We start from the raw sequence: 24,215 nt of genomic DNA on the forward strand, positions 1-24,215 counted from the left end.
AGTGGGACCGGCTTCAGCCGGGAAGAGGCCAGCGCGTTCGACATCACCTTTGCAGCGTGACAACCGACGCCTTCCCGGCCAAAGCCAGTCCCACTGGATGAACGCGTGCTGTCAGTGGGACCGGCTTCAGCCGGGAAGAGGCCAGCGTGTTCGACATCACCTTTGCGGCGTGACATCTGACGCCTTCCCGGCTAAAGCCAGTCCCACTGGATGAATGCGTGCTGTCAGTAGGACCGGCTTCAGCCGGGAAGAGGCCAGCGCGTTGGACATCACTTTTGCAGTGTGACAACCGACGCCTTCCCGGCTAAAGCCAGTCCTACGGGTGTACGCGGTCGGTCAGTGAGACCGGCGCTTCAGCGCGCAAGAAAGTGTACGGGTCGAATAAACCCCATTTGTAACTGACGCCAGCGCCGCGGACATTTCTAGAATCAGTCCCACAATAAACGACTGTACTAGAGCCTTTCATGCCTGCCGCCCGCCGTTTTCCCCTGCTGCTCATTGGGGCCTTTTTCGCGCTTTATGTGATCTGGGGCTCAACCTATCTCGCCATTCGCATCGGCATCGAAACCTGGCCTCCGCTGATGATGGCCGGGGTGCGCTTCACTATCGCCGGTTCCATCCTGTTTGCCTTCATGCGCTTTCGTGGCGCGCCGATGCCCACCTGGAAACAGTGGAAATCCGCAGCAATGATCGGCTTTCTGTTACTCGCCTGCGGCAATGGCGGCGTGACCCTCGCAGAGCACGCAGGCGTTGCCTCCGGCGTCGCGGCACTGGCCGTCGCCGTGGTGCCGTTGTTCACTTTGCTGTTCGGCCTGATCTGGGGCCATCGCAACACCGGCCTTGAGTGGGCCGGCATTTTGCTCGGCCTCGTCGGCATTTCCTTGCTCAACCTCGGCTCGAACCTGCAGGCCAGCCCCATGGGCGCCGCGCTGGTGATCTTCGCCGCCGCGACCTGGGCGTTCGGTTCGGTATGGAGCCGCTACCTGCCATTGCCCGCCGGACCCATGGCCAGCGCCTGCGAAATGCTGGTGGCCGGCGCCGTGCTGTTGCTGGGCAGCTTCATCAGCGGCGAACGCATGACCCAATCCCCCGGCCTGTCCGGCTGGCTGGTGATGGCGTATCTGGTGGTGTTCGGCTCCATCGTCGCGTTCAGCTCATACATGTACCTGCTGAAGAACGTACGGCCTGCCGCCGCGACCAGCTATTGCTACGTCAACCCGGCGGTGGCGGTGTTGCTGGGCGTGTTGTTCGCTGGCGAACACATCGGCTGGGCGGAAGGTGCGGCGATGGCGGTGATCATCAGCGCCGTCGTGCTCATCGGCCTGCCGCAGTGGCGCAAGCAGAAACCGTTGCAGAAAGGGTAAACTGCGCGCCATTGTCTTCTACAGACTCTTGTGCGCTGACCTTTTTCCAACGGTACTGAAATGACATTCGCCTCCCTCGGCCTGATCGAACCCCTGCTGCGTGCCCTCGAAACACTGGGCTACCAGACTCCCACCCCCGTTCAGGCCCAGGCGATTCCGCCCGTGCTCGAAGGCCGCGACCTCATGGCCGCCGCCCAGACCGGCACCGGCAAGACCGCAGGTTTCGCGCTGCCATTGCTGCAACGCCTGACCATGGAAGGCCCGAAGGTCGCCGCCAACTCCGTGCGCGCGCTGGTGCTGGTGCCGACCCGCGAATTGGCCGAGCAGGTTCACGAAGGCATCGCGCAATACGCCGAACACCTGCCGCTGACCACTTACGCGGCGTACGGCGGCGTCAGCATCAACCCGCAGATGATGAAACTGCGCCGTGGCGTAGACGTGCTGGTTGCCACCCCCGGCCGTCTGCTCGACCTGTATCGCCAGAACGCTGTGAAGTTCTCCCAGCTGCAGACCCTGATCCTCGACGAAGCCGATCGCATGCTCGATCTCGGCTTCTCCGAAGAACTGCGCGACATCTACGCCGCGCTGCCGAAACGCCGCCAGACCCTGCTGTTCTCCGCGACCTTCTCCGATGCGATCCGTGCGCTGGCCGGGCAGATGCTCGACAACCCGCTGACCATCGAAGTCAGCCCGCGCAACGTGGCGGCGTCGTCGGTCAAGCAGTGGATCGTCACCGTCGACAAGAAGCGCAAGAGCGAACTGTTCATTCATCTGCTCAAGAAGCATCGCTGGGGGCAGGTGTTGGTGTTCGCGAAAACCCGCGTTGGCGTCGACCAATTGGTGGAGCGCCTGCAAGGCCTGAGCCTCAACGCAGACGGCATTCACGGCGACAAACCCCAGGCCACTCGCCAGCGCGCGCTGGATCGGTTCAAGAGCGGTGACGTGCAGATTCTCGTCGCGACCGATGTGGCGGCTCGCGGCCTGGACATCGACGACCTGCCGACCGTGGTCAACCTCGATCTGCCGATCGTTGCCGAAGACTACATCCACCGCATTGGCCGCACTGGTCGTGCGGGCCAGACCGGTGAGGCGATCTCCCTGGTGTGCGCCGACGAAGTCGACCTGCTCAGCGCCATCGAAATGCTGACCCGCCAGACCCTGCAGCGCCGCGAAGAGCCCGATTTCATTCCAGAACACCGCGTACCGGCCACCGACGCGACTGGGCAGATTCTGAAAAAGCCGAAAAAGCCAAAGAAACCCAAAACCAGCGGGGGAGGCGGCAAACGCAATCTGGGCAAGTGGGTCGACAGCGGCGAAGCGGCGCCTGAAGTACCAGCCATCAAGCCAGTGCGCAAAGTCCCGGTGTTCAACACGGGGCCGCGCAAGCGCAAGCCATAAGGCACCTTGAATCCCCTGTAGCAATAATGGACGTTGCCGTTAAAATGCGGTCTGTTCATTTCGTTGATCGTCGGCACCTGTGTTCGGACCTGTCCGACAGTCGATTCGCACAAGAGGCTGACCATTTTCGGGCGCCCTTGCTTTCCATGGACCCGGCAGCGCGCAATGTTGCCAACAATCAGGGTATGAAATTCGCGTGAAGATCTTAGTTACTGGCGGCGCAGGCTTCATCGGCTCAGCAGTCGTACGGCACATCATTGCCAACACCACCGATTCGGTCGTCAACGTCGACAAGCTGACTTACGCGGGTAACCTCGAGTCGCTGCAAACAGTTGACCAGAACGAGCGCTATGCCTTCGAACACGTCGACATCTGCAACCGCGAAGACCTTGATCGTGTATTCCGCGAACATCAGCCGGATGCCGTGATGCACCTGGCGGCCGAGTCCCATGTTGACCGCTCCATCAGCGGGCCGTCCGAGTTCATTCAGACCAACATCATCGGCACTTACGTGTTGCTTGAAGCCGCACGCGGTTATTGGTCAGCGCTGGACGAGAGCCGGAAGTCTGCATTCCGTTTTCACCACATTTCGACTGACGAAGTGTACGGCGATCTCCATGGGCCAGAAGATCTCTTCACCGAGACCACCCCGTATCAGCCAAGCTCCCCGTATTCGGCGAGCAAGGCGAGCTCCGACCACCTCGTCCGCGCCTGGGCTCGCACCTATGGCCTGCCGACGCTGGTCACCAACTGCTCGAACAACTACGGGCCGTTCCACTTCCCCGAGAAGCTGATCCCGTTGGTAATCCTCAACGCGCTGGAAGGCAAGCCCCTGCCGATCTATGGCAAAGGCGACCAGATCCGCGACTGGCTGTTCGTTGAAGATCACGCCCGTGCGCTGTACAAGGTCGTTACCGAAGGCGTAGTGGGCGAGACCTACAACATCGGCGGTCACAACGAGAAACAGAACATCGAAGTCGTGCGCACCGTTTGTGCATTGCTCGACGAATTGCGTCCTGATTCAGCGTTCCGTCCTCACGTGGAGTTGCTGACCTACGTTCAAGACCGTCCCGGCCACGATCTGCGTTACGCGATCGATGCCAGCAAGATTCAGCGCGAGCTGGGCTGGGTTCCCGAAGAAACCTTCGAGTCGGGCATCCGCAAAACGGTGCAGTGGTACCTCGACAATCCTGAGTGGGTAGCGCACGTCAAAAGCGGCAGCTACCAGCAATGGATCGACAAGAACTACGCCGCGCGCGCTGACAAGGCATGAAGATTCTTCTGCTGGGTAAAAACGGACAGGTCGGCTGGGAGTTGCAACGCGCGTTGAGTGTGTTGGATGAGGTAATTGCACTTGATCGCCATCCGGCTGCCACCCCCTACGGCACGCTGGTAGGCGATTTGTCGGACCTAGCCGGTCTGCGCGAAGCCATTCGCAGCGTGTCGCCGCAGGTCATCGTCAATGCTGCTGCTTACACCGCTGTGGACAAAGCCGAAAGCGAGCGCGAACTGGCGCACACGATCAACGCGTTGGCGAGCCAGGTGATGGCTGAAGAAGCGCAGCGGCTCGACGCGCTGCTGGTGCATTACTCGACCGACTACGTGTTCGACGGCAGTGGCATGACGCCGTGGAAGGAGACCGACACCGTCGCGCCGGTCAATTACTACGGCGCTACCAAGCTGGAGGGCGAACAGTTGATTGTCGCTTCGGGCTGCAAGCATCTGATATTCCGCACCAGTTGGGTGTATGGGGCGCGTGGCAACAATTTCGCCAAAACGATGCTGAGACTGGCCAAAGATCGGCCGTCGCTGAACGTGATTGCCGATCAGATCGGTGTGCCAACAGGCGCCGATTTGCTGGCGGACGTCGCCGTTGCGGCGGTGCAGCAAGCCTTGGTACGTCCCGAGCTGTGTGGCATTTACCATCTGGCGCCGACAGGTGAAACGTCCTGGCACGCCTACGCCAGCTATGTCATCGACTTCGCGCGAGCCAACGGCGAGGTGCTTGCAGTCGAGACGATCAACCCCATTCCAACCACCGACTACCCGACCCCTGCGAGCCGTCCGCTGAACTCACGTCTTGTAACGGACAAGCTCCGCAACGCCTTCTCTCTACACTTGCCGGATTGGCAAAGTGGCGTAACCCGCATGCTCATGGAAGCTCTGAACAAATGAACAAGACCAATCGTAAAGGAATCATCCTGGCTGGCGGCTCCGGCACGCGTCTGCACCCCCTGACCCTGGGCGTTTCCAAGCAGATGCTGCCGATTTACGACAAACCGATGATTTTCTACCCGCTGTCGGTTCTGATGCTGGCCGGCATGCGCGAAATCCTGATCATCTCGACACCTGAAGATTTGCCGAGCTTCCGCAAATTGCTAGGCGATGGTAGCCAATACGGCATTGAACTGACCTACGCCGAACAGCCTAGCCCGGATGGCCTGGCCCAAGCCTTCATCATTGGCGAGGAGTTCATCGGCAAAGACCCTTGCTGCCTGATCCTGGGCGACAACATCTTCTACGGCCAACACTTCTCGGACAATCTGCGCGCAGCGGGCGAGCAGACCGAAGGTGCAACCGTGTTCGGCTACCACGTCAATGACCCAGAGCGTTTTGGTGTGGTTGAGTTCGACAAAGACGGCCGTGCACTGAGCATTGAAGAAAAACCAGCCGCGCCGAAATCAAGCTATGCGGTGACAGGTTTGTATTTCTACGACAACCAGGTTGTCGAGATTGCGAAAAATATCAAACCGTCCGAGCGCGGCGAGCTTGAAATCACCGACGTCAACCGTGCCTACCTTGAGCAGAAAAGTCTGACCGTGCAAATGCTGGGTCGCGGCTTCGCCTGGCTGGATACCGGCACACACGAGTCGCTGCTTGAAGCGAGCCATTTCGTCCACACCATCGAACAGCGCCAAGGCTGGAAGGTGGCGTGTTTGGAAGAGATCGGTTACGCCAACGGCTGGATCACCAAAGAACAGGTTGCTTCCCAAGCCAATAAGCTGAAGAAAACCGGTTACGGCCAGTACCTGCAAAAGATGCTGGATCACGGCAACGCGTGATGGACCTTTGACCGAATAGGCTGCAAACAGCATGTCTTTTGAGTTACCCGAAGTCGCTGTGCTGTTGGCTGCCTATAACGGCATGTCGTGGATAGAGGAGCAGCTAGCCTCTATCCTCGCGCAGACCAATGTCCACGTCAGCATCTACATCAGCGTCGACCCCTCGACCGACGGCACCGAAGGCTGGTGCGCCGAATACGCAGCGACTCACCCGAACGTAACGTTGCTCCCGCCTGCTGGACCATTCAAGGGCGCTGCGCGTAACTTCTTCCGCCTGATACGCGATGTCGATTTCAGTGAATACGACTTCGTATCCTTCTCCGACCAGGACGACATCTGGTATCCCGACAAGCTCGAACGTGCGATTGCAAAGCTTCGCTCGGACGACGTCGATGGATACTCCAGCAATGTTGTTGCCTTCTGGCCCAATGGCCGCCGAATGCGTGTAGACAAGGCACAGCCTCAAGTCCAATGGGATTACCTCTTCGAAGCAGCGGGGCCGGGATGCACTTATGTGCTCAAGCCAGCGCTTGCGGCTGGGTTCAAGAAGCTGATTCTGGACGAGTGGAAGAGGGTGCAAGAGGTCGCGTTGCATGACTGGTTTTGCTACGCGTATGCGCGGAGTCATGGGTTTAAGTGGTTTATCGATCCGGTTCCAGGGATGGATTATCGGCAGCATGCGGGGAATCAGGTTGGCGTGAATGCTGGATTCAGGACAGCAGTCGCCCGGGCAAAGAAAGCCCTGGACGGTTGGTGGTTCGAGCAGGTCCGGTTGGTAGCTTCACTCACTCGAATCGGGGTACCGAATATGGAGGCTGATGAATCCGAATCTGACCTTTCGATCCTGCGCATTATTTCCAACGTTAGGCAGTATCGCAGGCGTCCGAGGGATCGAGTGGCGCTCTTGCTTATCTGTGCATGTCAAATAGCGACCTCGCTCAACACGGAGCCGACGTCAGCTAGGGATTAGGTCTGACGATTACCAGCAAAAGAGTATTGTAGTGCTATGCCTACATGAAAAGCAGATCTCAGCGACAGAGCTGATATCAGACCCTTGAGGCAATGAGATCTGCCGAAGTCTAGTCTGGTGATGAATTTCTCAAGCTATTTTGAGAGAGCCCAGTCTTCAAGAGGAACAGAGAGTAAATATATGAGTAACAATCTTACCGTCCAGTCTGTCTCTACGTCCCGCGAAGCTCGGGGATCGCAAAAGAAGCAAAAGCCCGTTGTCTTCTGGTTCACTGGCCTTAGCGGATCCGGAAAGTCGTCTCTGGCCGATGCATTAGAGCGGAGGCTCGTAGTGAACGGTTTTCATACGTATCTTCTTGATGGAGATAATGTTCGATTGGGACTCTGTAAAGATCTTGGATTTAGCGCAGCAGATCGTGAAGAGAATATAAGGAGGGTGTCTGAAGTTGCAAATCTGCTATTAGATGCAGGTTTGATTGTTTTAACATCCTTCATCTCTCCTTTTCAGCGCGACCGGGATCTCGCGCGCAGCGTGATTGGTGATCAGAACCTCATCGAGGTTTACATGGCTACCCCTTTGATTGAATGCGAGAGAAGGGATCCGAAAGGATTGTACAAAAAAGCTCGACAAGGATTAATTAAGGACTTTACCGGTATTGACTCGCCATATGAGGCACCCACTGATCCGGATATTATAATAGATACTATTACTCATTCTATAGAAGAAGGCGTTGATCAGGTCATGGCATACTTAGAAGCGTGGCGATCGAAGTGAGCTGCTTAGTTATAATTGGTGGCGGTTTCAGTGGGGCTGTGGCTGCAGTGGAGTTTCTCAGAGTTGCGCCTCCGGGGTCTAAACTTATACTGATAAACCGCTCAGGAAAAATTGCGCGGGGCCTAGCTTACGGTACCGCCAGTGAGCACCATTTGCTTAATGTGCCCGCCGGTAATATGTCTGCGCTTGTTAGTGATGCGAACTCCTTTGTAGAGTACTGTAAGGGTTTAATTCCAGCCACAGAGCCTGGCAGTTTTGTATCTCGCGCTACGTATGGTAGATATCTTGAGCAGTTGCTTGCCATTGCCGAGGAGCAGAGGATAACGGATGTAGAATGTGTCCGTGTAATAGATGAAGTAGTTGGGCTTACAAAAGAGAATGGCAGTGTATCGGTGCTGTTGAAAACCGGGCTAACACTAAAAGCTGATCACTTGCTATTAGCCTTTGGTAACTTTTCTCCAGTCGACCCAGTGGCTGTAGATAAGCAAGAGATGCGTGATTCATATATTAGTGATCCATGGGGCTCGGAAATGGGCTCTGTGCGGTCAGAAGATGAAAAGGTTCTGCTGATAGGAAGCGGGTTGACAGCAGTTGACATGCTATTGACCCTTAAACGTGCTCATCCCAGCAGAAAGGTGGTGATGCTCTCGCGTCGAGGACTAACCCCATGTGGTCATCGAAAAAACGTACCGCATCATACCCCGCAGCCTCATGTCCAGGAGGAATTACTAACATCGCAGCCGTCTGCGCGTGGCTATCTGAAAATTATTCGGAGAGCTGTAGCTCATGAGCCTAGCCAGTGGAGAGACTTACTCACAGCTTTGAGACCCATCACCGCACAACTTTGGCAACGACTTCCTGAAGATGAAAAGAGAAGATTCGTTCGGCACGTCCAAGCGTACTGGGATGTCCACCGGCACCGCGTAGCGCCAGTGACGTTCGGTGAGTTCGAACAATATTCTTCAAGAGGCGAAGTGGAAATTATTGCTGGTAGATTGATATCCCTTACCCGTGAGCCAGACGGAGCGTCGGTACGGATACGGCGCCGAGGAAGTTCTGTAGAGGAGAAGCTTACCTTTGATAAGGTAATTAACTGTACCGGACCTTGTAATAATGTTTCAAGAACTAATGATGAGTTTGTAAAGTTTCTCCTAGAGCAAAAGTTGATACTGCCGGATATATTAAAACTAGGGCTGGAGGTTGGAAGCGATTACCAAGTGTTGGATGGTAGTGGAAATGCTCAGCCTTGGCTTTCCTACGTAGGACCTATGTTGAAAGCTCAATTCTGGGAAGCTACTGCAGTCCCTGAGCTTAGAATCCACGCTAAAAATGTAGCGATGCACATAGCCAATCTATTCGATAATAAAAACCAAAAAAAATAACGGTACAGAATCGATATTTCAGTATGGGATCGCTAATTGGAGGCTAGTCGCCGGTTTGGCGACTAGCCTCCATAGTTTGTTAGCTAAGACCTCGTTTCAGAGTTTCTCGAAGCTCAGCGATTCGTGATTCCGACAGCATGAACGCTTCGCTGCTTGTGAGCTTTTGACGTTCGATAGCATCACTAATCGCTAGTGTGTTATTGAGGTCGCCAACTCGGTGTATGTAATCTCCAATGAATTTACTGCCCCGAAGCGACTGCCAGTCCGTTCCATCCCTAGTGAATATCTGGAGAGTCATATAGTAGTCTTCCATATACTTCATTTCGGGAAAATACCGTATCTCGTTTGCATCGATTTTTGCTAGGTCCAGCATGAAGCTGTGCAAGGGTGCATGATTTACTTCTAGAAACTCTTCGTACGAATAGCCGTAGTCATAAGTGTCAGACCTGCTGATTAAACTCCCAGTTTGGGCGTCGACCTGGGTAGAGTATACCCTAGCAAATGTAGCGTTTTTGTTGCTCTTCTGAATCTGCCTAATAAGCGTCAAGTAAGCCTGTGGGAATAGGACATCATCGTAGTCAAGATATGCAGTGAAACCCTTGGGTACCTTTTTCAGCATATCATTGAGCATCAAAGACCTTAAGTCAGGCTGTTCCGGAGATGATGTATAGCTTTCGATTACAGGTTCACAGCCGACTGCCCAAGGAAGTAGAGACAGCTCTTTTTCTAGTTGCGCTATCTGAGCGGTATCGAAATCCTGTAGCGCGAGGTAGGGGCGAGGCTGACTGCCGTTTTGGCTCAGCAGCGAGAACAGCGCATTATCAAGTAGCTGACGACTGCCAGACTTGTGGAAGCGTATTATTACCGAAACTTTCCCTAGTGTTTTCTCAGGCTTCTGCAGCAAGAAGCAAGATCCCTGAGTACACACCTTGTATCCTGCACCCTGCTTGAATGGACCTATCTCCAGTCCAGATCTCTTCGAGTGGCTAATGTCAAAATTTCCATTAGCATCAATATCGTCGAGATAGTTGGCGACGTTTCTAACACTCGCACAAACGTTAAAGCCCTCGAATTTTAATGCCATTTTAGTCATTGTTTCTATGCATGTGCTGGTGACTAAGTACAGGTCATTAAAGACAAGAGTTAACGAAGCTTCATCGTCTTCTCCAGTTTTGGAACTGAACGACAGCTGTTTACTGGCAAGATTTTCGGTCGCGATGTCATATGCACTAACTGAACAGAGCTGGAATATTGTTGAGTTGGCTAGGGCGGTGAAGAATCTAGCGCTATTTTCAGGCTCATTTTCAAGGCGACAAATAACTTCATGGCTAAGCTGAAGCTTTACCTGCAAACTCTCTGGGATTTTTACATGATTTATAGATGTATATGAGTGATTCGATAGGGCTCTACCAATTGCGTTCAAATACCCGTAGCCAAAGCGCTGATCGGGCTCGAGGTGAGCGCCCTCGGCCCATTCATTCCAGGCATTGACAATGACAAAGCGGTTGCTCGCTGGCAGAGTCCTTTCCGAGTAATCGATTAGGTTCTCCATCCACTTTTGGAAAGTAGAAACGCTGAAACCGTGCAGCGCGAAGGCCTCGCTTCCATAACGTGCAGTGTTATCCCATGTAGGAACCAAAGAACGGAAAAAAACGTAATCTGTATCGACCGGTTTCTCCATGTAATGGTCAGCAACCGCGTCATAATCCAAAATGCTGCCGTTAATCGGTCCGTATGGGCGCAATTGCTCTTTAATATTTTCGACTGCCCCACCGGTCCAGTCTTGGAGTACCCGCTCAACAGCAGCATCCATCCCATAGTCTTGAGGTGCGGTCGCACCGCGCGTCATGGTAGCGATAACGTAGGGATCAGGAAGGCCTGCGAGTCTGCACTCTTCTCGCCAAACAGACATATATTCGTCGACATACTCCATCGCTGAAGGTCTGTAGACGTAAAGGATAGGACGACCATCCATGGTGACATAGCGAGGATCCTTAAAGAACGGAATCAGATATTGAATGAAAGATCGAGCGTCATCGGGCGAATACACTTGGCCGAGAAGGATCTCCTGTTCATTACCATCCCATCTGCGTGTCCAGTTCTCATTTGCCCAGCAGAAACAAAACGGGATGGCTATATCAGCTTCCCTAAGGAGCATCTGCGCCGGTTGCTCAAGAATCAAAGTACCGGAGAACCAGTAATGGTAGAAAATAAAACCATGCACCCCGGATTTCTTAAGCTGGTCCGCCTGGATTCGAAGTTGTGCAGAAGTATCTAGCAAATAGTAACCCGTGTCGTCGTGGGGTACATGTTGCTGATAATGGCCTTGAAATAATGGCTGTGCTGAACGGACCTTATGCCATTCTGTAAACCCTTTTCCGTGCCACTCATCGTTCAGTGGATTCGGATTAAATTGCGGGAGAAAGTATGCCATTACCTTGATCGTGTCATGCGCTATTGTTTCTGAGTAGTCGTGCTGAGCTTCATAGTAAGCATCCGACTCCTTTGATAGCCCAGGGCTTTCCAATCTATAGTTACGTCCAGGATGCGCAGTGGTATAGATGAGGATGAGGCGTTCAAGGGCGTGAGCAAGTGTCGCGTCAGCTGGGATGGGTTCCTCGGGGAAATCGTTATAAGATAATGGTAATGATAGGAGGCCGTTTATACTGCTGGCTTTAGCCCAAAACATCGTGCCTTGGGGGAATTCGACATATGGATAATCGTTCACACTAAGATCGCTGTATTTTGCTAGCAGATCTTTGGCGATATCCTTGTTATCGCTCCACCCTGTGTCCCAAGCGGGCATTAAATTGCCGGCGGGATAAACAACCTTAGCGTCGGATTTTAGCAAATCAAATATTTGCATAACCCCACTCGGCGTTCCGCATAGAGTTGCCATTAGCGCGTCGAACCATCCATTTAGAGTGGCTCTGTGCGGGCTTTTCTTAGTATGGAAGTGCGCGATGAAGTCGTAGCTGCTCAGTTTTTCACCGAACTCGATAATCAGCGGCGCAATATCACGGCCTCTATTGGGAGTTTGTTCAATGATTATTTGCTGCACGTACGGGAGGGAGGTGCGGAAGCTCTCCCGGATCATCTCTACGTTTGATGATTGCGGTGTGGATATATATAGGTCAAAAGCGTAAGGAATATTACTTAGATAGCTGATGCATTGCGGAATCATATCGCCGTAAAAGAGATGCAGGTGGACGGCGATGCTTCCAGGCGATTGCTGGTCCGCGAATGTTTTATAAGGGTCTAGATAAAACGGTACCACCTTATAGGTACTGTATTCTAAATCAGCTTTCGTGCCTTCGAATTCTAAGCTTTGGGAGTAAAAGTTACGTTGTCCGACAGTCTTTAGCTTTTCAGCTGTCATTCGAAGTGCCTGACGTATCCCTACGGTACGTGCTTCTTTAATGAAACGCTGTACCAGTTCGGGGTTTTTCGATACCAAGCCGAAGAAAGATACTGCCTGTTCAGCTCGTGTCTTTCTAAGCGGAACATGGTATGCCACTTTTTTGTGGTTATATATAGAGCGCCCTTCTTTGTGACCGAACTTCACATAGTGTATAAGCGGATTCAGACCGTTAGTTCGTACGTCGGAGTGGGCTTCCAGATACAGATTGGTTACGAATGCGCTCGAGGGGTCCCGGCCCTCTAGCCAGCCATGATTCAAGTAGTGATCGAATAAATCTAAGTTTGCGTCTCTTACATCTCGATTGTTGGCGGCATAGTAAGATGGATCGAACAGCCCGCTTTCTATCAGCTTACGTTTAGTTGTTTGACTGCTCACCATCCGCTGATATTTTAATTTTCTTAGCTTGTTTTTTACTCGATTTTTAACCGCAGACCTTAGAGACAGTCCGCGCTGTAGCTCAAGGTGCAAATGATGAATTTCAGCGTTTTTTGCATCGACGACTTTTTCGCTCTCGCGCAGCGCCAAAGCGGACGCCTCCTCTTTTCGAAGTGCGGCCTCTAACTTCGACTGCAATGCGTCTATTGAGCCGCTGGTTGCGCTGAGTTCTGCTGTTGCAGCCCCATGCGCCGCCCGCATTTCTATGAGTTGCTCGTTGGCTGCTTCTAGGCTAGTTTTGGTTTCTGCTACTTCGACTTTTAGATCGATCAAACTTCCTTCCAGTGAATCAATATACGAAGTGAGCTCGAAGTTTTTTCTATCAAAACGAGTTAGTAAGTTAAATATTTTATCGTTTGCGAACATCTCTGTGTAATGAGAGTCGGTGTCCTTGTCGATTGCGCTTTCATCGGTAAGTGTATCGTCCGCGAGTGCAAACAGTAAGTTGCTGAGCTCCAATGTTTGCGATGGCAGTTCGGGGTCGAGAACAAGATCTGATCGTGTGAGTGCGTGGTGGGTAAGGCTTGATGCTAGGAACTCATCATAAAAAAGCTTCAATGCTGGCGACTCGGCGTCAAATACCAAGTCTAATGCCTTCGCAATTCTAGCTATCTCTTTTGGTGCGTTTTGCATCAGGTTATCGTAGTCTACAATCACCCGCGGTTTATGAGAGCTGTACATCAAGCTTAAGGTCATGTGTTCTTGCCAAAGGAGATATCCCTTCACCAAGTCAAAGTTGTCTCTTCTAGCGAGGGATCGCGCTGCGTTTGCGGGATTCCGAGTTGCAACAACAAATTTGTATTCATAACTAAGGTGATGAAATACATCTTCCCAGAAGGGCATAGTGCGAGCCATGCGTGGATCTTTTACTGCAAAAAGATCCAACGCCTCCATTTTTTCACGCACCATTTCAACTGCTCTCAGCTTTAGCGGAGCGAGTTGTGAGTTGGAAAACTCTGATCTGTTCACTGGTGTAAGGCTATGCCATTCATGGCCTAAAATTCTCAGTATCTCGATATTGATTTCGTTGAAATCGATATCTTCGAAGAAGCCTTTTGAATTGTTATCGCCCGCTGGTGGCATAAGTCGAGACCCCAAGCTAACACCTAGTACCTTTAGGGCTCTAGTAATGCTGCTTGTACCGCACCGGTGCATGCCTAGTACGATGATAATCGTCTTTTGGATTCGATCATTCATAATTTTAAACCAAGTCTGTTAAGTTTACTTTGCAGCTAAAATCTACTATGCCAGTAGCCGTGTTAACCGACATTGGTAGAACTTTAATTAAGCATCCATCTATCAGTCGGTGCAGATATGTTTCATTCTCGTCAACAATGCCTATCACGCCAGCATTCAAAAAGTACGCGCCTGGGTTTAGGTGGCAGTTGAATTTGAACTCGACTTGGATTTTGGTTGATTCCGCTATATGAGGGACAGCGTCTTGAATTCTTGTAGCCGAAGTTCCCCCGGCAATTTCTACGCCTGCTAAGGTTTTGATCATCATTCCAAACCTCAGCGCTGTAGCAGATCTATCAAAGTCGACGGTATATCTATATTTGTAACTGTCGCCTCTGCGTAGACAATTTACCGGCTCATCTTTAAGGTTCACTATGTGCGGCTCGCTGATACGCGCACCATGAGATACATAAGAGACGACACTTTTCGACTTTAGATGTGGATCAAAGTATTCTTCTAGGTCCAGATGTTCATCCATCTTAACCAAAACAGGAATTTCAGACAGGCTTCGAGGCGAAGCAACCTTTAACTGCTCCTCCAAAATACCTTTTCGAATTTCATCGCGGACTGCCGCCGCCTTCTCTGCTGGTGCATAAAGCAGCTTTTGATATTGGCTGACTATTTGGTTAGGCAGGCCCTCGGCTAGTTTTTCACCTGCATCCATCAAGATGGCGCGATCACACAGTTCGATCACAGTATTCCCGGAGTGAGACACAAACAGGATCGTGGCGCCTTTGGCTTTGATTGCTTCAATCCGAGCGAAGCATTTACGCTGAAAACGTTCATCACCAACAGACAATGCTTCATCTACTATCAAAATTTGTGGATCGACATTGATCGCAACTGCGAATGCCAATCTGACCATCATCCCACTCGAATACGTTTTGACAGGCTGATCGATGAATTCGTTGATCTCTGCAAAAGCTTCGATGTCCGAAAATCGCGAATCGGTCTCGGCTTTAGAAAGGCCTAAAACCGCAGCGTTCATATATACGTTTTCTCTACCGGTGAATTCTGGATTGAATCCTGAACCTAGTTCCAGAAGAGCAGCAACCCGACCCCAAGTGCGGACGTTGCCAGCTGAGGGGTTTAATGTCCCGCAGATTAATTGCAGAAGCGTGGACTTTCCGCTCCCATTTCGGCCAACGATTCCTACCGTTTCCCCTTTCTCGACTCGGAATGTCACGTCCCGAACTGCTAGGAATTCGCGAAAATACTGTTTTCTACCTCGAGTGATCATCTGTAGCAGACGATCTCTAGGCTTGTCATATATTTGAAAGCGCTTGCTAATTGATTCCACATCAATCGCGATATCAGAGCACATCAGCAAATCCTTTACGTGTTTTCTGGAACCAGGCGAAGCCTAACCAGAATATTAAAATCGCTACCGCATAATAGATGGCGAGCGCACTAAAGTCCGGCAGTTCTCCCCTGAAAAGTACTTTTCGCGCATTCTCAATCGGAGGCGTCAAGGGGTTAGAGTTCATATATACCCAGTACTTTTCAGGCAAAGATGTTACAGGGTAAAAGATCGGGGACATGAACATCAGCACGGAAGTCAGGACGGAGATGATCTGACTTACGTCTCTAAGGTATGCGCCCAGCGATGCCAGAAACCATACCAGTCCAAGCGTGAGCAGGAGAAGCGGGGCGAGAACTACAGGTAGTAACAGAGCCGTGAGATGAAGTTCTCCAAAGAGAATCATATAGGCAGCGAGCCATACGACTAAGCTTACAAGGAAGTGAAAAAAACCTGACCCCATTGCAACCCAGGATAGTATCTCCAGGGGAAAGACAACCTTCTTAACATAATTCGTGTTGCTGATTATTAGTGATGGCGCCCTGTTTATGCATTCTGAGAACAGGTTAAATATCATAAGTCCAGCAAACAGCATAAGTGCGAACTCGGTTTTGGAACTACTATCTACGCTCCACCTTGCTTTGAACACCACGCTGAAGACGAACGTGTAAATCACCAGCATAAAAATCGGATTGAACAACGACCAGAGCAAACCCAGCGTTGACCCGCGGTACCGGCCGACAACCTCTCTTTTAATAAGCGCCCATGTTAGGGACCGATTCCGGATAAAGCTTTTCGCCATTTCCGATGGGGCTATGGGGTGGGCCTGCATTAATTTCTCCAGTGGATAGTTTGTTAACCAACATCTGATTCAACGCGTACGGTTATTACCTTGGCATGCGCTCGTACCAGTAGGAACAGTGCGTCCGCTAAGGATCCGCGTAACTCATTTTCCAGTCCTGCATGACCTCTGCCGTTTAGGAGAATAGGTCTGCCTCGCTAAGCTTCACCGCCGTTTGATCTTTCATCGACAAGATCGGCGCCCCGGCGTAGGGCCATTCAACACCGACAGTCTCATCGTTCCAGGCGAGACTGCGCTCATGTTCCGGCGCCCAGTAGTCAGTAGTTTTGTAAAGAAACTCGGCGAATTCTGAGATGACTACGAAGCCATGGGCAAAGCCCTCGGGAATCCAGAGTTGTCTCTTGTTGTCACCGCTTAGGCTCGCACCGACCCATCGACCAAAGGTCGGGGAGCTTTTGCGCAGATCTACGGCCACGTCAAATACCTCACCATGAGTCACTCGAACCAGCTTTCCCTGCGGTTGCTGAATCTGGTAATGCAATCCTCGCAAGACGTTTTTGACAGATCGTGAGTGATTGTCCTGGACGAATTGAACAGGTTTCCCGATGGTTTCTTCAAATAGTCTTTGGTTGAAACTTTCGAAAAAAAAGCCGCGATCATCGCCAAATACTTTGGGTTCAAAGAGTATGACCTCTGGGATATCAAGGCGAGTGGCTTTCATGTGAGCTTTATCTCCGCTAGCTGGTAAGAATTTTTCAGGTCGATTCTGCATGGCCGCACGAGTGGGGCTGGACGTGGTAGGTCACGTTGCGCCCCCCTACGACCAACAACGGGCAATTCGCTTTTATCGCGCCGTCAGCGACGCGCGCAGCACACCAATTGCCTGGCTGGATGATCTTTGGCTATGCGCCAGCCAAAGGGCTGCACATTAACATAAGCGCTTGTCTACCACGCATACCTCACCCCTATCGCGACGAACGACATGCCCGACCCCGGCTGCAATGGTTGGCTAATGTTCAGGTTCGCCAAATGATTCAGATTTTTGGGTTTTGGCTTTGCTTCAAAGCCGGCCAAGACATGCTGCTAAAACCAGACTGGCATTGCCTTCAAACGTTTGCCGGTAGAGACCTGCAACGTGTATCCCTCGCATGCGGCCCCAAGGACCCAGATTTCGCGCGTTTTTATAGTCGCTAAGAGTCTTTTTGTTCATAAGAGTCATTTGAGACTCTATGACGCTTAAGATATGCAAATTAGCGTCGTTCCACTCAACAAATCGGCCGGACAGCATTTTTCGAATCCTTGTAATCCGGTCAGTGAAGCTTGCGTTCGCACCAATGAGATTACCCCCATGCTGGCGGTAGTCTAGGGTTGGCTCCGCGTCGTAAACGGCCGTACCCCCACAAGCGGTAACGATGAGGTAGGTCAGCCAGTCGTGCGCTACGACCGTTGCGTCTCCTGGAACGCCCATCAACAAGTCTCGCGCAGCGTCATTTACAAGCATGGTGTTGGCCCCGGCGAGGCTTTGGACCAGAGCATTTCGGAACGAAGGCGGGCGGCTGAATAGGGGAGAAAACCCAATGATGGAGCCGTTGGCGTTTATCAATCGGGTTCTTGAGCAGTACAGTGCTGGTGTGTGTTCAGCAGTAGCATCGAGATGCCTTACGCTGCGTTCCAGCTTGTCGCTGAACCAGACATCGTCCTGATCGCTGAACGCGTAGTAACGCGCTTGGACTTCGGGTCTTTTCAGTAAGGACACAAAGTTTTTGGCGAAGCCTTGGCAAGGACCTTCGAACATCAGTAGCTTGCGCTCACCCCAGCGACGCTGGTACTCGTTGAGGATGGAGCGTGTCTCGTCTGTGGATGAGTCGTCAGACACGTAAAGTGTCCAGCTCCTCAAGGACTGGCTTTCGAAAGATTCAAGTTGTTCACGCAGGTACGCTGCACCGTTGTAGGTACACATCAGAATCGCGACATCGGCCCGCTCGTTAACCGTTTCTGCGGCGTGACCCTTATTCTTCTCCAGAAGCTGCGTGTTCAAAAATTTCTTCACTGGTAAAAGCTCGGCATATTAACGTCTTGGGCCTCCTACGTCAGCTTCCCGCCCCGTAGGTTTTTGAACGATCCATCGCGTTAGGTAGCGTTGGGCTAGTGATTGATTGTATGCGACTGCTGTAATAATCAGTTCAGCCCAGATTGGAGACCATTAGCTCCCATCTCAAGCAAGCCCATGTCATGAGCTGAGGTCGGCTCATCCGCCTTGGTAAGGCCGACTCTACATGTTGGCAGCCGGTCCAGCGCAGCAGCCGAGCATCAATGCCAAACCGCATTCCGTGTCCGTTCGCATCTGTTCCACTCTGCGGTTGCGCGCTTGAACCTGCGCTAAACGAGCGACGGTATTGGATCGCCGCCCTCAATCGCAGCATCATCCAACCGGCATCACGCTTACTTTATAGCCTCGAATCACAGTCGACAGCTCGTCGGATCGACAGCCCGGCAACGAATAACACCGGTAGTCCAGTGTCGAGATAGCAGGAAAAGAATCTGAACGCGGAACGCAACGTCGGTTGACGGCTCTTATGCTGCCGGCCTTAACCGTTGCCGCACGCCCTCGGCTTCGCAGCCTTCTATATTCAGTCATGGATTCTATGAGTCGCTCACACGAAAACAACCTGCAAGCGGCACTGAAGGCTTGTCGCGGGAGCTTCCTCTCGGTCGGGTTCTTCAGTCTTTTCGTCAACACATTGATGCTCGTTCCGACCTTTTACATGATCCAGGTCTCGGGACGGGTGGTGCCGAGCAGCAGCACGTCCACGCTGATCATGCTCACCCTCATTCTCACCATGCTGATGCTGACGCTGGGGTCGCTGGAGTGGGTGCGGTCGCGCATCATGGTGCGCATCAGCAATCGGCTGGATGTGCTGCTCAGTCGCGACGTGTACCGCGCAAGTTTCCGGAAAGCGCTGAACAGCGGCGGCATGGACGCGTCGGCGCAGTCCCTGAATGACCTGACCTCGCTGCGGCAATTTCTCACCGGAAACGGGTTGTTTGCGTTCTTCGATGCGCCGTGGCTTCCGGTGTACACCGCCGTGATGTTCCTGTTTCACCCCTGGTTTGGCTGGATGACGGTTGTCTCCGCGGTGGTGCTGGTGGCGCTGGCGTACGTCAATCATCGCTACACCGGTGCCGCGCTGGCCGAGGCCAACAAACAAAGCCTTACCGCCAATCTGCACACCACCAAAAGCCTGCGCAACGCTGAAGTCATCGAGTCGATGGGCATGCTCGACACCCTGATGGGACGCTGGGCGGTTCGGCAGCGGCGCGTGCTGGTGTTGCAGTCCGGGGCCAGCGACAAGAGCGGCGTGATCACTTCCATCTCCAAGACGTTCCGGGCCTGGGCCCAGTCGATGATGCTGGCGGCAGGCGCGTACCTGGTGATTACCCATGAGATCAATCCTGGCTTGATGATGGCCGGTTCTATCCTGCTGGGCCGTGCACTCGCGCCGATCGATCAGATGATCGGCAGCTGGAAAGGCTTCGTATCAGCGCGCGTGCAGTACCAGCGCTTGAATGAAACCCTGGACAAGCTCAACGCCGAGCCCGAGCGGATGTCCTTGCCGAATCCGGAAGGGCATGTGCAGGTCGAAAGCCTCTTCGTGGCGCCGCCGGGTGCGAAAGCGGCGGTGATCAAAAACATCAGTTTCGTGACGCCCGCCGGCAGCATCGTCGGTATCGTCGGGCCAAGCGCGGCAGGCAAGTCGACGCTGGCGCGTGCGTTGCTCGGCATCTGGCCGCCACAGCATGGCGTTGTCAGGCTCGATGGCGCCGACATCAGTGCCTGGGACAAGCAAAAGCTCGGCCCGCACCTGGGTTACCTCCCTCAGGACATCGAATTATTCGAAGGCAGTATCAGCGACAACATCGCTCGTTTCGGCAAGATCGACCCCGAGAAAGTCGTGCTGGCGGCGCGCACGGCTGGCGTCCACGAAATGATCCTGCAACTGCCCGACGGTTACGACACGGTGATCGGCAGCGAAGGCGTTAACTTGTCCGGTGGCCAGCGTCAGCGCATTGGTCTGGCGCGTGCGGTGTATGGCAGCCCTCGGCTGATCGTGCTGGATGAGCCTAACTCCAACCTTGATGAGGTCGGTGAACGTGCGCTGGGTGTGGCGCTGCAAAAGATGAAAGAAACCGGCGCGACGGTGTTCATCATTTCTCACCGTCCTAACGTGCTGTCGCGACTCGACCGGATCATGGTCTTGAACAGCGGCAGCCTGACGATGTATGGCCCCCGTGACCAAGTGATCGCCGAACTGGCCCAGCAGCAGGCCAAAGCTCAAGCGCAGGCCCAGGCCCAGGCACAGGGTCAAACACCGCCTCGGGTCGCTCCCGCTGCGACCGGCGCTATTCAGCCCAGCGCCTGACAGGAATTCTTGAATGACCAGTAACGCGATTACCGTGCTCGACGAGCATTCTGAAGACATGCCCACTTCCGACCGTGGCATCCGCCGGGTTGGGATGACCATTGTGCTCGTGACCTTTGGCTTGTTCGGCACCTGGGCCGCTTTTGCCCCGCTGGGCAACGCCGTTTACGGTTCCGGTGTCGTCACCGTGCAGAGCTACCGCAAAACCGTCCAGCACCTTGAGGGCGGCATCGTAAAAGAACTGCTCGCCCGTGACGGCGACACGGTGCACAAGGGCGATCCGTTGATCATCCTTGACGATGGCCAGCTCAGTTCTGAGTACGAATCCACCCGCAATCAGCTCATCACCGCACGGGCCAAAGAAGCGCGTCTGCGTGCCGAACGTGACGATCAGCCGGCCATTCCGGCGCTGAAGATCGACGGTGTCGAAAGTGATCGTGCCCGTGAAGCCATCGACGGTGAGGCTCAGGTGTTCCGGTCCCGGCATGACGCGCGCCTGGGCGAGATCTCGGTGCAGAAAGAGCGCATCGGCCAGTTGAAGCAGCAGATCATCGGCCTTAACGACATGATCGCGACCAAGGTCAGTCTCGAAAAATCCTACACCGGTGAAATCACCGAGCTGAAGGACCTCTTGCGTCAGGGCTTCGTCGACAAGCAGCGCCTGCTTGAACAGGAACGCAAGCTGGACATGCTCAAGTCGGAGGTCGCTGACCACCAGTCGACGATCACCAAGACCCGCCTGCAAATCAACGAAACCGAGATGCAGATCGTTCAGACCAATCAGAAATTCAGCTCCGACGTGGCCAAGGACCTGAGCGATGTGCAGGCGCAGGTCTTCGATTTGCAGGAGAAAGCCAGCGCGCTCAAGGACAGGCTGTCGCGCATCGTCATCCGCGCCCCGGAAGACGGCATGGTGCTGGACATGAAAGTGCACACCATTGGCGGGGTGGTCAGCGCGGGGACGCCGCTGCTGGACATCGTGCCGGAGTCTTCGGACCTGGTCGTGGAGGCGCACGTCTCGACCAACGACATCGATCGCATCACCCTCGGCAAGCTCACCGATATTCGCTTCAGCGCGTTCAACGCGGCCACCACGCCCGTCATTCAAGGGCAGGTCACGCGAATTTCCGCCGACCGGCTCACTGACGAGAAGACCGGCGAGGGCTATTACCTGGTGCGCGTAAAAGTCACCGATGAAGGCATGCAGCGGTTGGGCAACCGCAAACTGCAACCGGGCATGCCGGCGGAGGTGCTGATCAATGCAGGCGAACGCACGATGCTGCAATACCTGCTCAAGCCTGCTCGCAACATGTTCGCCAAATCGATGATCGAGGAATGACCGTGGTTCGTATGCTTCCTGGTCTGCTGTTTGGCTTGTTTGCGCTGAACGCCACTGCGGCGCAGCCCGCCGCCCCGCAACAGGTCAGCGCTTCGACCTATTCCCTTGACCTGATGACGCTGTACAAGGAATCGCGGCTTGAAGATCCGCGCATTCTTTCGGCCTACGCCCATGCACGCTCTGCCAAGCAGCAGGAGCGTGAGGCGTTTGGCGGATTGCTGCCCCAAGTCTCGGCGAGCAGCAACATCAACCGGATTCTGCGCAAGGATGAGCAATCCCGGGACATCTATGACAACAAAAGCTATTCGCTGAACCTGAGCCAGTTCATCTACAACAAGGAAGCGTGGGAGCGTTATCAGAAGGCCAAGAGCGTCACGCTGCAGAAGAGCTCGCAGTCCGAAGACTCTCAGGCGGAAGCGACGGTGGATCTGGCCAAGCGCTATTTTGCTGCGCTGGCCGCCGACGATGCGCTGGAGCTGGTCTCGGCCGAGCGTCGCGCCACTCAGGGCAGCCTTGATCGCGTCAACGCCTTGTACGCCAGGCAGATGGCCAAGATCACCGACATGCTGGATCTTAAAGCCCGGGTCGACTTGCTGATTGCCCAGGAAATTGAGGCGCGCAATCAGGTGCGTTTGTCACGGGAAGGGTTGTCGGAAATCGTCGGCCGCCCGATCAATGATCGCTTGAGCCGGATCCGTAACGACATCGCCCTGGAAGCGCCGACGCTGCCGCTGGACGCCTGGATCGCCCAGGCGCTCGACAGCAACCCGCGACTCAAAGCGTATGAAAGCAATCTGGCGGCGGCCGATGCGGCGGTGCGCGAAGGGAAGGGCGGTCACTATCCCTCGCTCAGTTTCAACCTCGGGGCTTCGCAGAGTGACGTCGGTTACGACAACACCCTGACCCCGCGCAGCGACAGCTATGTCGCCACCATCGGCCTGAAAGTACCGATCTACAGCGGTGGCTCGACGTCTGCGCGGGTGAGCGGGTTGTATGACGAACAATACGCAGCCGAGCAGGATCTGGAGGGGGTGCGCCGGCAAGTGGTGAAGGAAACCACTAACGCGTATCTGACGGCCCAGTCTGCCGTGGACAAGATCCGCGCGGGGCAGAATGCATTGTCTTCGGCCAAGCAATCGAGCATCGCCGCGCAGAAAGCCTTCAGCTATGGCGTGGTTAACGCCGTCGATGTGCTGACCGCCGTGCAGAACGAATTCAAGGCCCGTGGCGATCTGCTGAAATCTCAGTACGACTTCATCACCAACCTGTTCATTCTCAATCGCTGGGCCGGCAAGCTGTCGCAAGAGAGCGTTGCCAGTGTGAACGTCTGGCTCGGCGGGGATGATTCCGAAGCGCTGAAGGACTTGGGTAACTCAAGCCCCAAGTAAACGGGGAAAACATGCGTCAGTTGGTGTGGCGCAAGCACTTTTCAGCCTACCGCCAGCGTTTGACTGGCAACCTGGCAGCGATGAAATCAACGGGCACGAGCCTGTCATGGAGCGCATTTGCGGGCATTTGCTTCCGCGCATGATCGCACTGCGCCATTGCGTTTCCTCCCCCAACCCCTCACCATCGCTTTCCGTTATCCATTGCCCGATGGACTAGACAAATTGGCAGCACGTTCGGCTCAAAAGCGCCCTGGATTATGGATGCTTCTGGCGCTTGCACTGACGTGCACGGCGTGTGTCGGCTATCTGCGCGCGGATTGGGATTTTTCCCTGATCAGCCGCCGTGCCGAGGCGCTGTACGGTCCGTTGGGCGCCGGCAAGCAGCGCATCGATGCCTGGCAGAACCTGCTGGCGACCGAGAAGCAGGTCAGCGAGCTGGACAAGCTGAAGGTCGTGAACCTGTTCTTCAACAAGCAGATGCGCTACGCCGAAGACATCGACCTGTGGCACGAGGTCGATTACTGGGCGACACCGGTCGAGTCGCTGATCAAGGGCGCGGGGGATTGTGAGGATTACGCGATCGCCAAGTATTTCAGCCTGCGCCGCCTCGGCGTGCCCAGCGAGAAGCTGCTGATCACGTACGTTAAAGCGCTGCGCCTGAATCGCGCGCACATGGTGCTGACCTATTACTCGAGCCCCAACGCCATGCCGCTGGTGCTCGACAGCCTGATCGACGAGATCAAACCCGCCAGCCAACGCACGGATCTGTTGCCGGTGTATGCCTTCAACGCTGAAGGGCTGTGGCTGCCGGGCGCGCAGGGCAACAAGAAAGTGAGCGACACCAAGCGTCTGTCTCGGTGGCAGGACGTGCTGAAAAAAATGACTGCAGAAGGCTTCCCCACCGAGCCCGAGAATTAGGAGTA

17 protein-coding genes are annotated in these 24,215 nt (G+C 54.0%); 12 read left to right on the forward strand and 5 right to left on the reverse strand.

Going from position 1 to position 24,215, the window contains the following annotated elements; all coding sequences use genetic code 11:
- Positions 1–464 precede the first annotated feature (464 nt).
- The 8 genes from yedA to BMY98_RS22605 all read left to right on the forward strand — a co-directional run bounded on the left by yedA (position 465) and on the right by BMY98_RS22605 (position 8,950).
- On the forward strand, positions 465–1,364 hold the full coding sequence (gene yedA / locus BMY98_RS22570; RefSeq protein ID WP_074892599.1) for a drug/metabolite exporter YedA: 900 nt from the start codon (positions 465–467) through the stop codon (positions 1,362–1,364).
- Between the two features lie 60 nt (positions 1,365–1,424).
- On the forward strand, positions 1,425–2,762 hold the full coding sequence (rhlE1, locus tag BMY98_RS22575; RefSeq protein ID WP_074892600.1) for an RNA helicase RhlE1: 1,338 nt from the start codon (positions 1,425–1,427) through the stop codon (positions 2,760–2,762).
- A gap of 196 nt (positions 2,763–2,958) precedes the next feature.
- Entirely contained in the window at positions 2,959–4,035 is a 1,077-nt protein-coding gene (gene rfbB, locus BMY98_RS22580; protein ID WP_074892601.1) for a dTDP-glucose 4,6-dehydratase, read from the forward strand.
- On the forward strand, positions 4,032–4,937 hold the full coding sequence (rfbD, locus tag BMY98_RS22585) for a dTDP-4-dehydrorhamnose reductase (RefSeq protein ID WP_074892602.1): 906 nt from the start codon (positions 4,032–4,034) through the stop codon (positions 4,935–4,937). Before rfbB ends, rfbD begins: the two co-directional genes overlap by 4 nt.
- Positions 4,934–5,824, forward strand: coding sequence for a glucose-1-phosphate thymidylyltransferase RfbA (rfbA, locus tag BMY98_RS22590; RefSeq protein WP_074892603.1), 891 nt, complete (start codon positions 4,934–4,936; stop codon positions 5,822–5,824). Before rfbD ends, rfbA begins: the two co-directional genes overlap by 4 nt.
- 31 nt (positions 5,825–5,855) lie before the next feature.
- On the forward strand, positions 5,856–6,794 hold the full coding sequence (locus tag BMY98_RS22595; RefSeq protein ID WP_074892604.1) for a glycosyltransferase family 2 protein: 939 nt from the start codon (positions 5,856–5,858) through the stop codon (positions 6,792–6,794).
- 180 nt (positions 6,795–6,974) lie between these two features.
- Positions 6,975–7,568 carry an adenylyl-sulfate kinase gene (gene cysC, locus BMY98_RS22600; protein WP_074892605.1) on the forward strand — a complete coding sequence of 198 codons (594 nt, stop codon included), beginning with the start codon at positions 6,975–6,977 and terminating at the stop codon, positions 7,566–7,568.
- Positions 7,553–8,950, forward strand: coding sequence for an FAD/NAD(P)-binding protein (locus tag BMY98_RS22605; protein ID WP_175514204.1), 1,398 nt, complete (start codon positions 7,553–7,555; stop codon positions 8,948–8,950). The genes cysC and BMY98_RS22605 overlap by 16 nt, the downstream gene beginning before the upstream one ends.
- Positions 8,951–9,029: 79 nt before the next feature.
- Here BMY98_RS22605 and BMY98_RS22610 read toward each other — a convergent pair whose 3' ends face one another.
- The 5 genes from BMY98_RS22610 to BMY98_RS22630 form a co-directional block, all read right to left on the reverse strand.
- Complete coding sequence (locus tag BMY98_RS22610; RefSeq protein ID WP_074892606.1) at positions 9,030–13,889, reverse strand: glycoside hydrolase family 99-like domain-containing protein; 4,860 nt, start codon at positions 13,887–13,889, stop codon at positions 9,030–9,032.
- Positions 13,890–14,007: 118 nt separating this feature from the next.
- A complete protein-coding gene (locus tag BMY98_RS22615; protein WP_175514205.1) occupies positions 14,008–15,366 on the reverse strand; it encodes an ABC transporter ATP-binding protein in 1,359 nt (452 codons plus the stop codon).
- On the reverse strand, positions 15,356–16,174 hold the full coding sequence (locus BMY98_RS22620) for an ABC transporter permease (RefSeq protein WP_074892607.1): 819 nt from the start codon (positions 16,172–16,174) through the stop codon (positions 15,356–15,358). The genes BMY98_RS22615 and BMY98_RS22620 overlap by 11 nt, the downstream gene beginning before the upstream one ends.
- Before the next feature lie 145 nt (positions 16,175–16,319).
- Positions 16,320–16,865: a dTDP-4-dehydrorhamnose 3,5-epimerase gene (gene rfbC, locus BMY98_RS22625; RefSeq protein ID WP_074892608.1), complete on the reverse strand. Its 546-nt coding sequence runs from the start codon at positions 16,863–16,865 to the stop codon at positions 16,320–16,322.
- Positions 16,866–17,204: 339 nt separating this feature from the next.
- Entirely contained in the window at positions 17,205–18,182 is a 978-nt protein-coding gene (locus BMY98_RS22630) for a glycosyltransferase family 2 protein (protein ID WP_074892620.1), read from the reverse strand.
- Between the two features lie 607 nt (positions 18,183–18,789).
- Between BMY98_RS22630 and BMY98_RS22635 the strand changes: the two genes are divergently transcribed.
- The 4 genes from BMY98_RS22635 (at position 18,790) to lapG (ending at position 24,210) form a co-directional block, all read left to right on the forward strand.
- Positions 18,790–20,565: a type I secretion system permease/ATPase gene (locus BMY98_RS22635; protein WP_074892609.1), complete on the forward strand. Its 1,776-nt coding sequence runs from the start codon at positions 18,790–18,792 to the stop codon at positions 20,563–20,565.
- A gap of 13 nt (positions 20,566–20,578) precedes the next feature.
- Positions 20,579–21,904, forward strand: coding sequence for an HlyD family type I secretion periplasmic adaptor subunit (locus tag BMY98_RS22640; RefSeq protein WP_074892610.1), 1,326 nt, complete (start codon positions 20,579–20,581; stop codon positions 21,902–21,904).
- Positions 21,901–23,292, forward strand: a complete 1,392-nt coding sequence (locus BMY98_RS22645) for a TolC family outer membrane protein (RefSeq protein WP_074892611.1) — start codon at positions 21,901–21,903, stop codon at positions 23,290–23,292. Before BMY98_RS22640 ends, BMY98_RS22645 begins: the two co-directional genes overlap by 4 nt.
- Before the next feature lie 222 nt (positions 23,293–23,514).
- Complete coding sequence (gene lapG / locus BMY98_RS22650; protein ID WP_074892612.1) at positions 23,515–24,210, forward strand: cysteine protease LapG; 696 nt, start codon at positions 23,515–23,517, stop codon at positions 24,208–24,210.
- The last annotated feature ends 5 nt before the right edge of the window (positions 24,211–24,215 follow it).

Origin of the sequence: Pseudomonas graminis, from assembly GCF_900111735.1 — a bacterium.
Taxonomy (GTDB): domain Bacteria; phylum Pseudomonadota; class Gammaproteobacteria; order Pseudomonadales; family Pseudomonadaceae; genus Aquipseudomonas; species Aquipseudomonas graminis.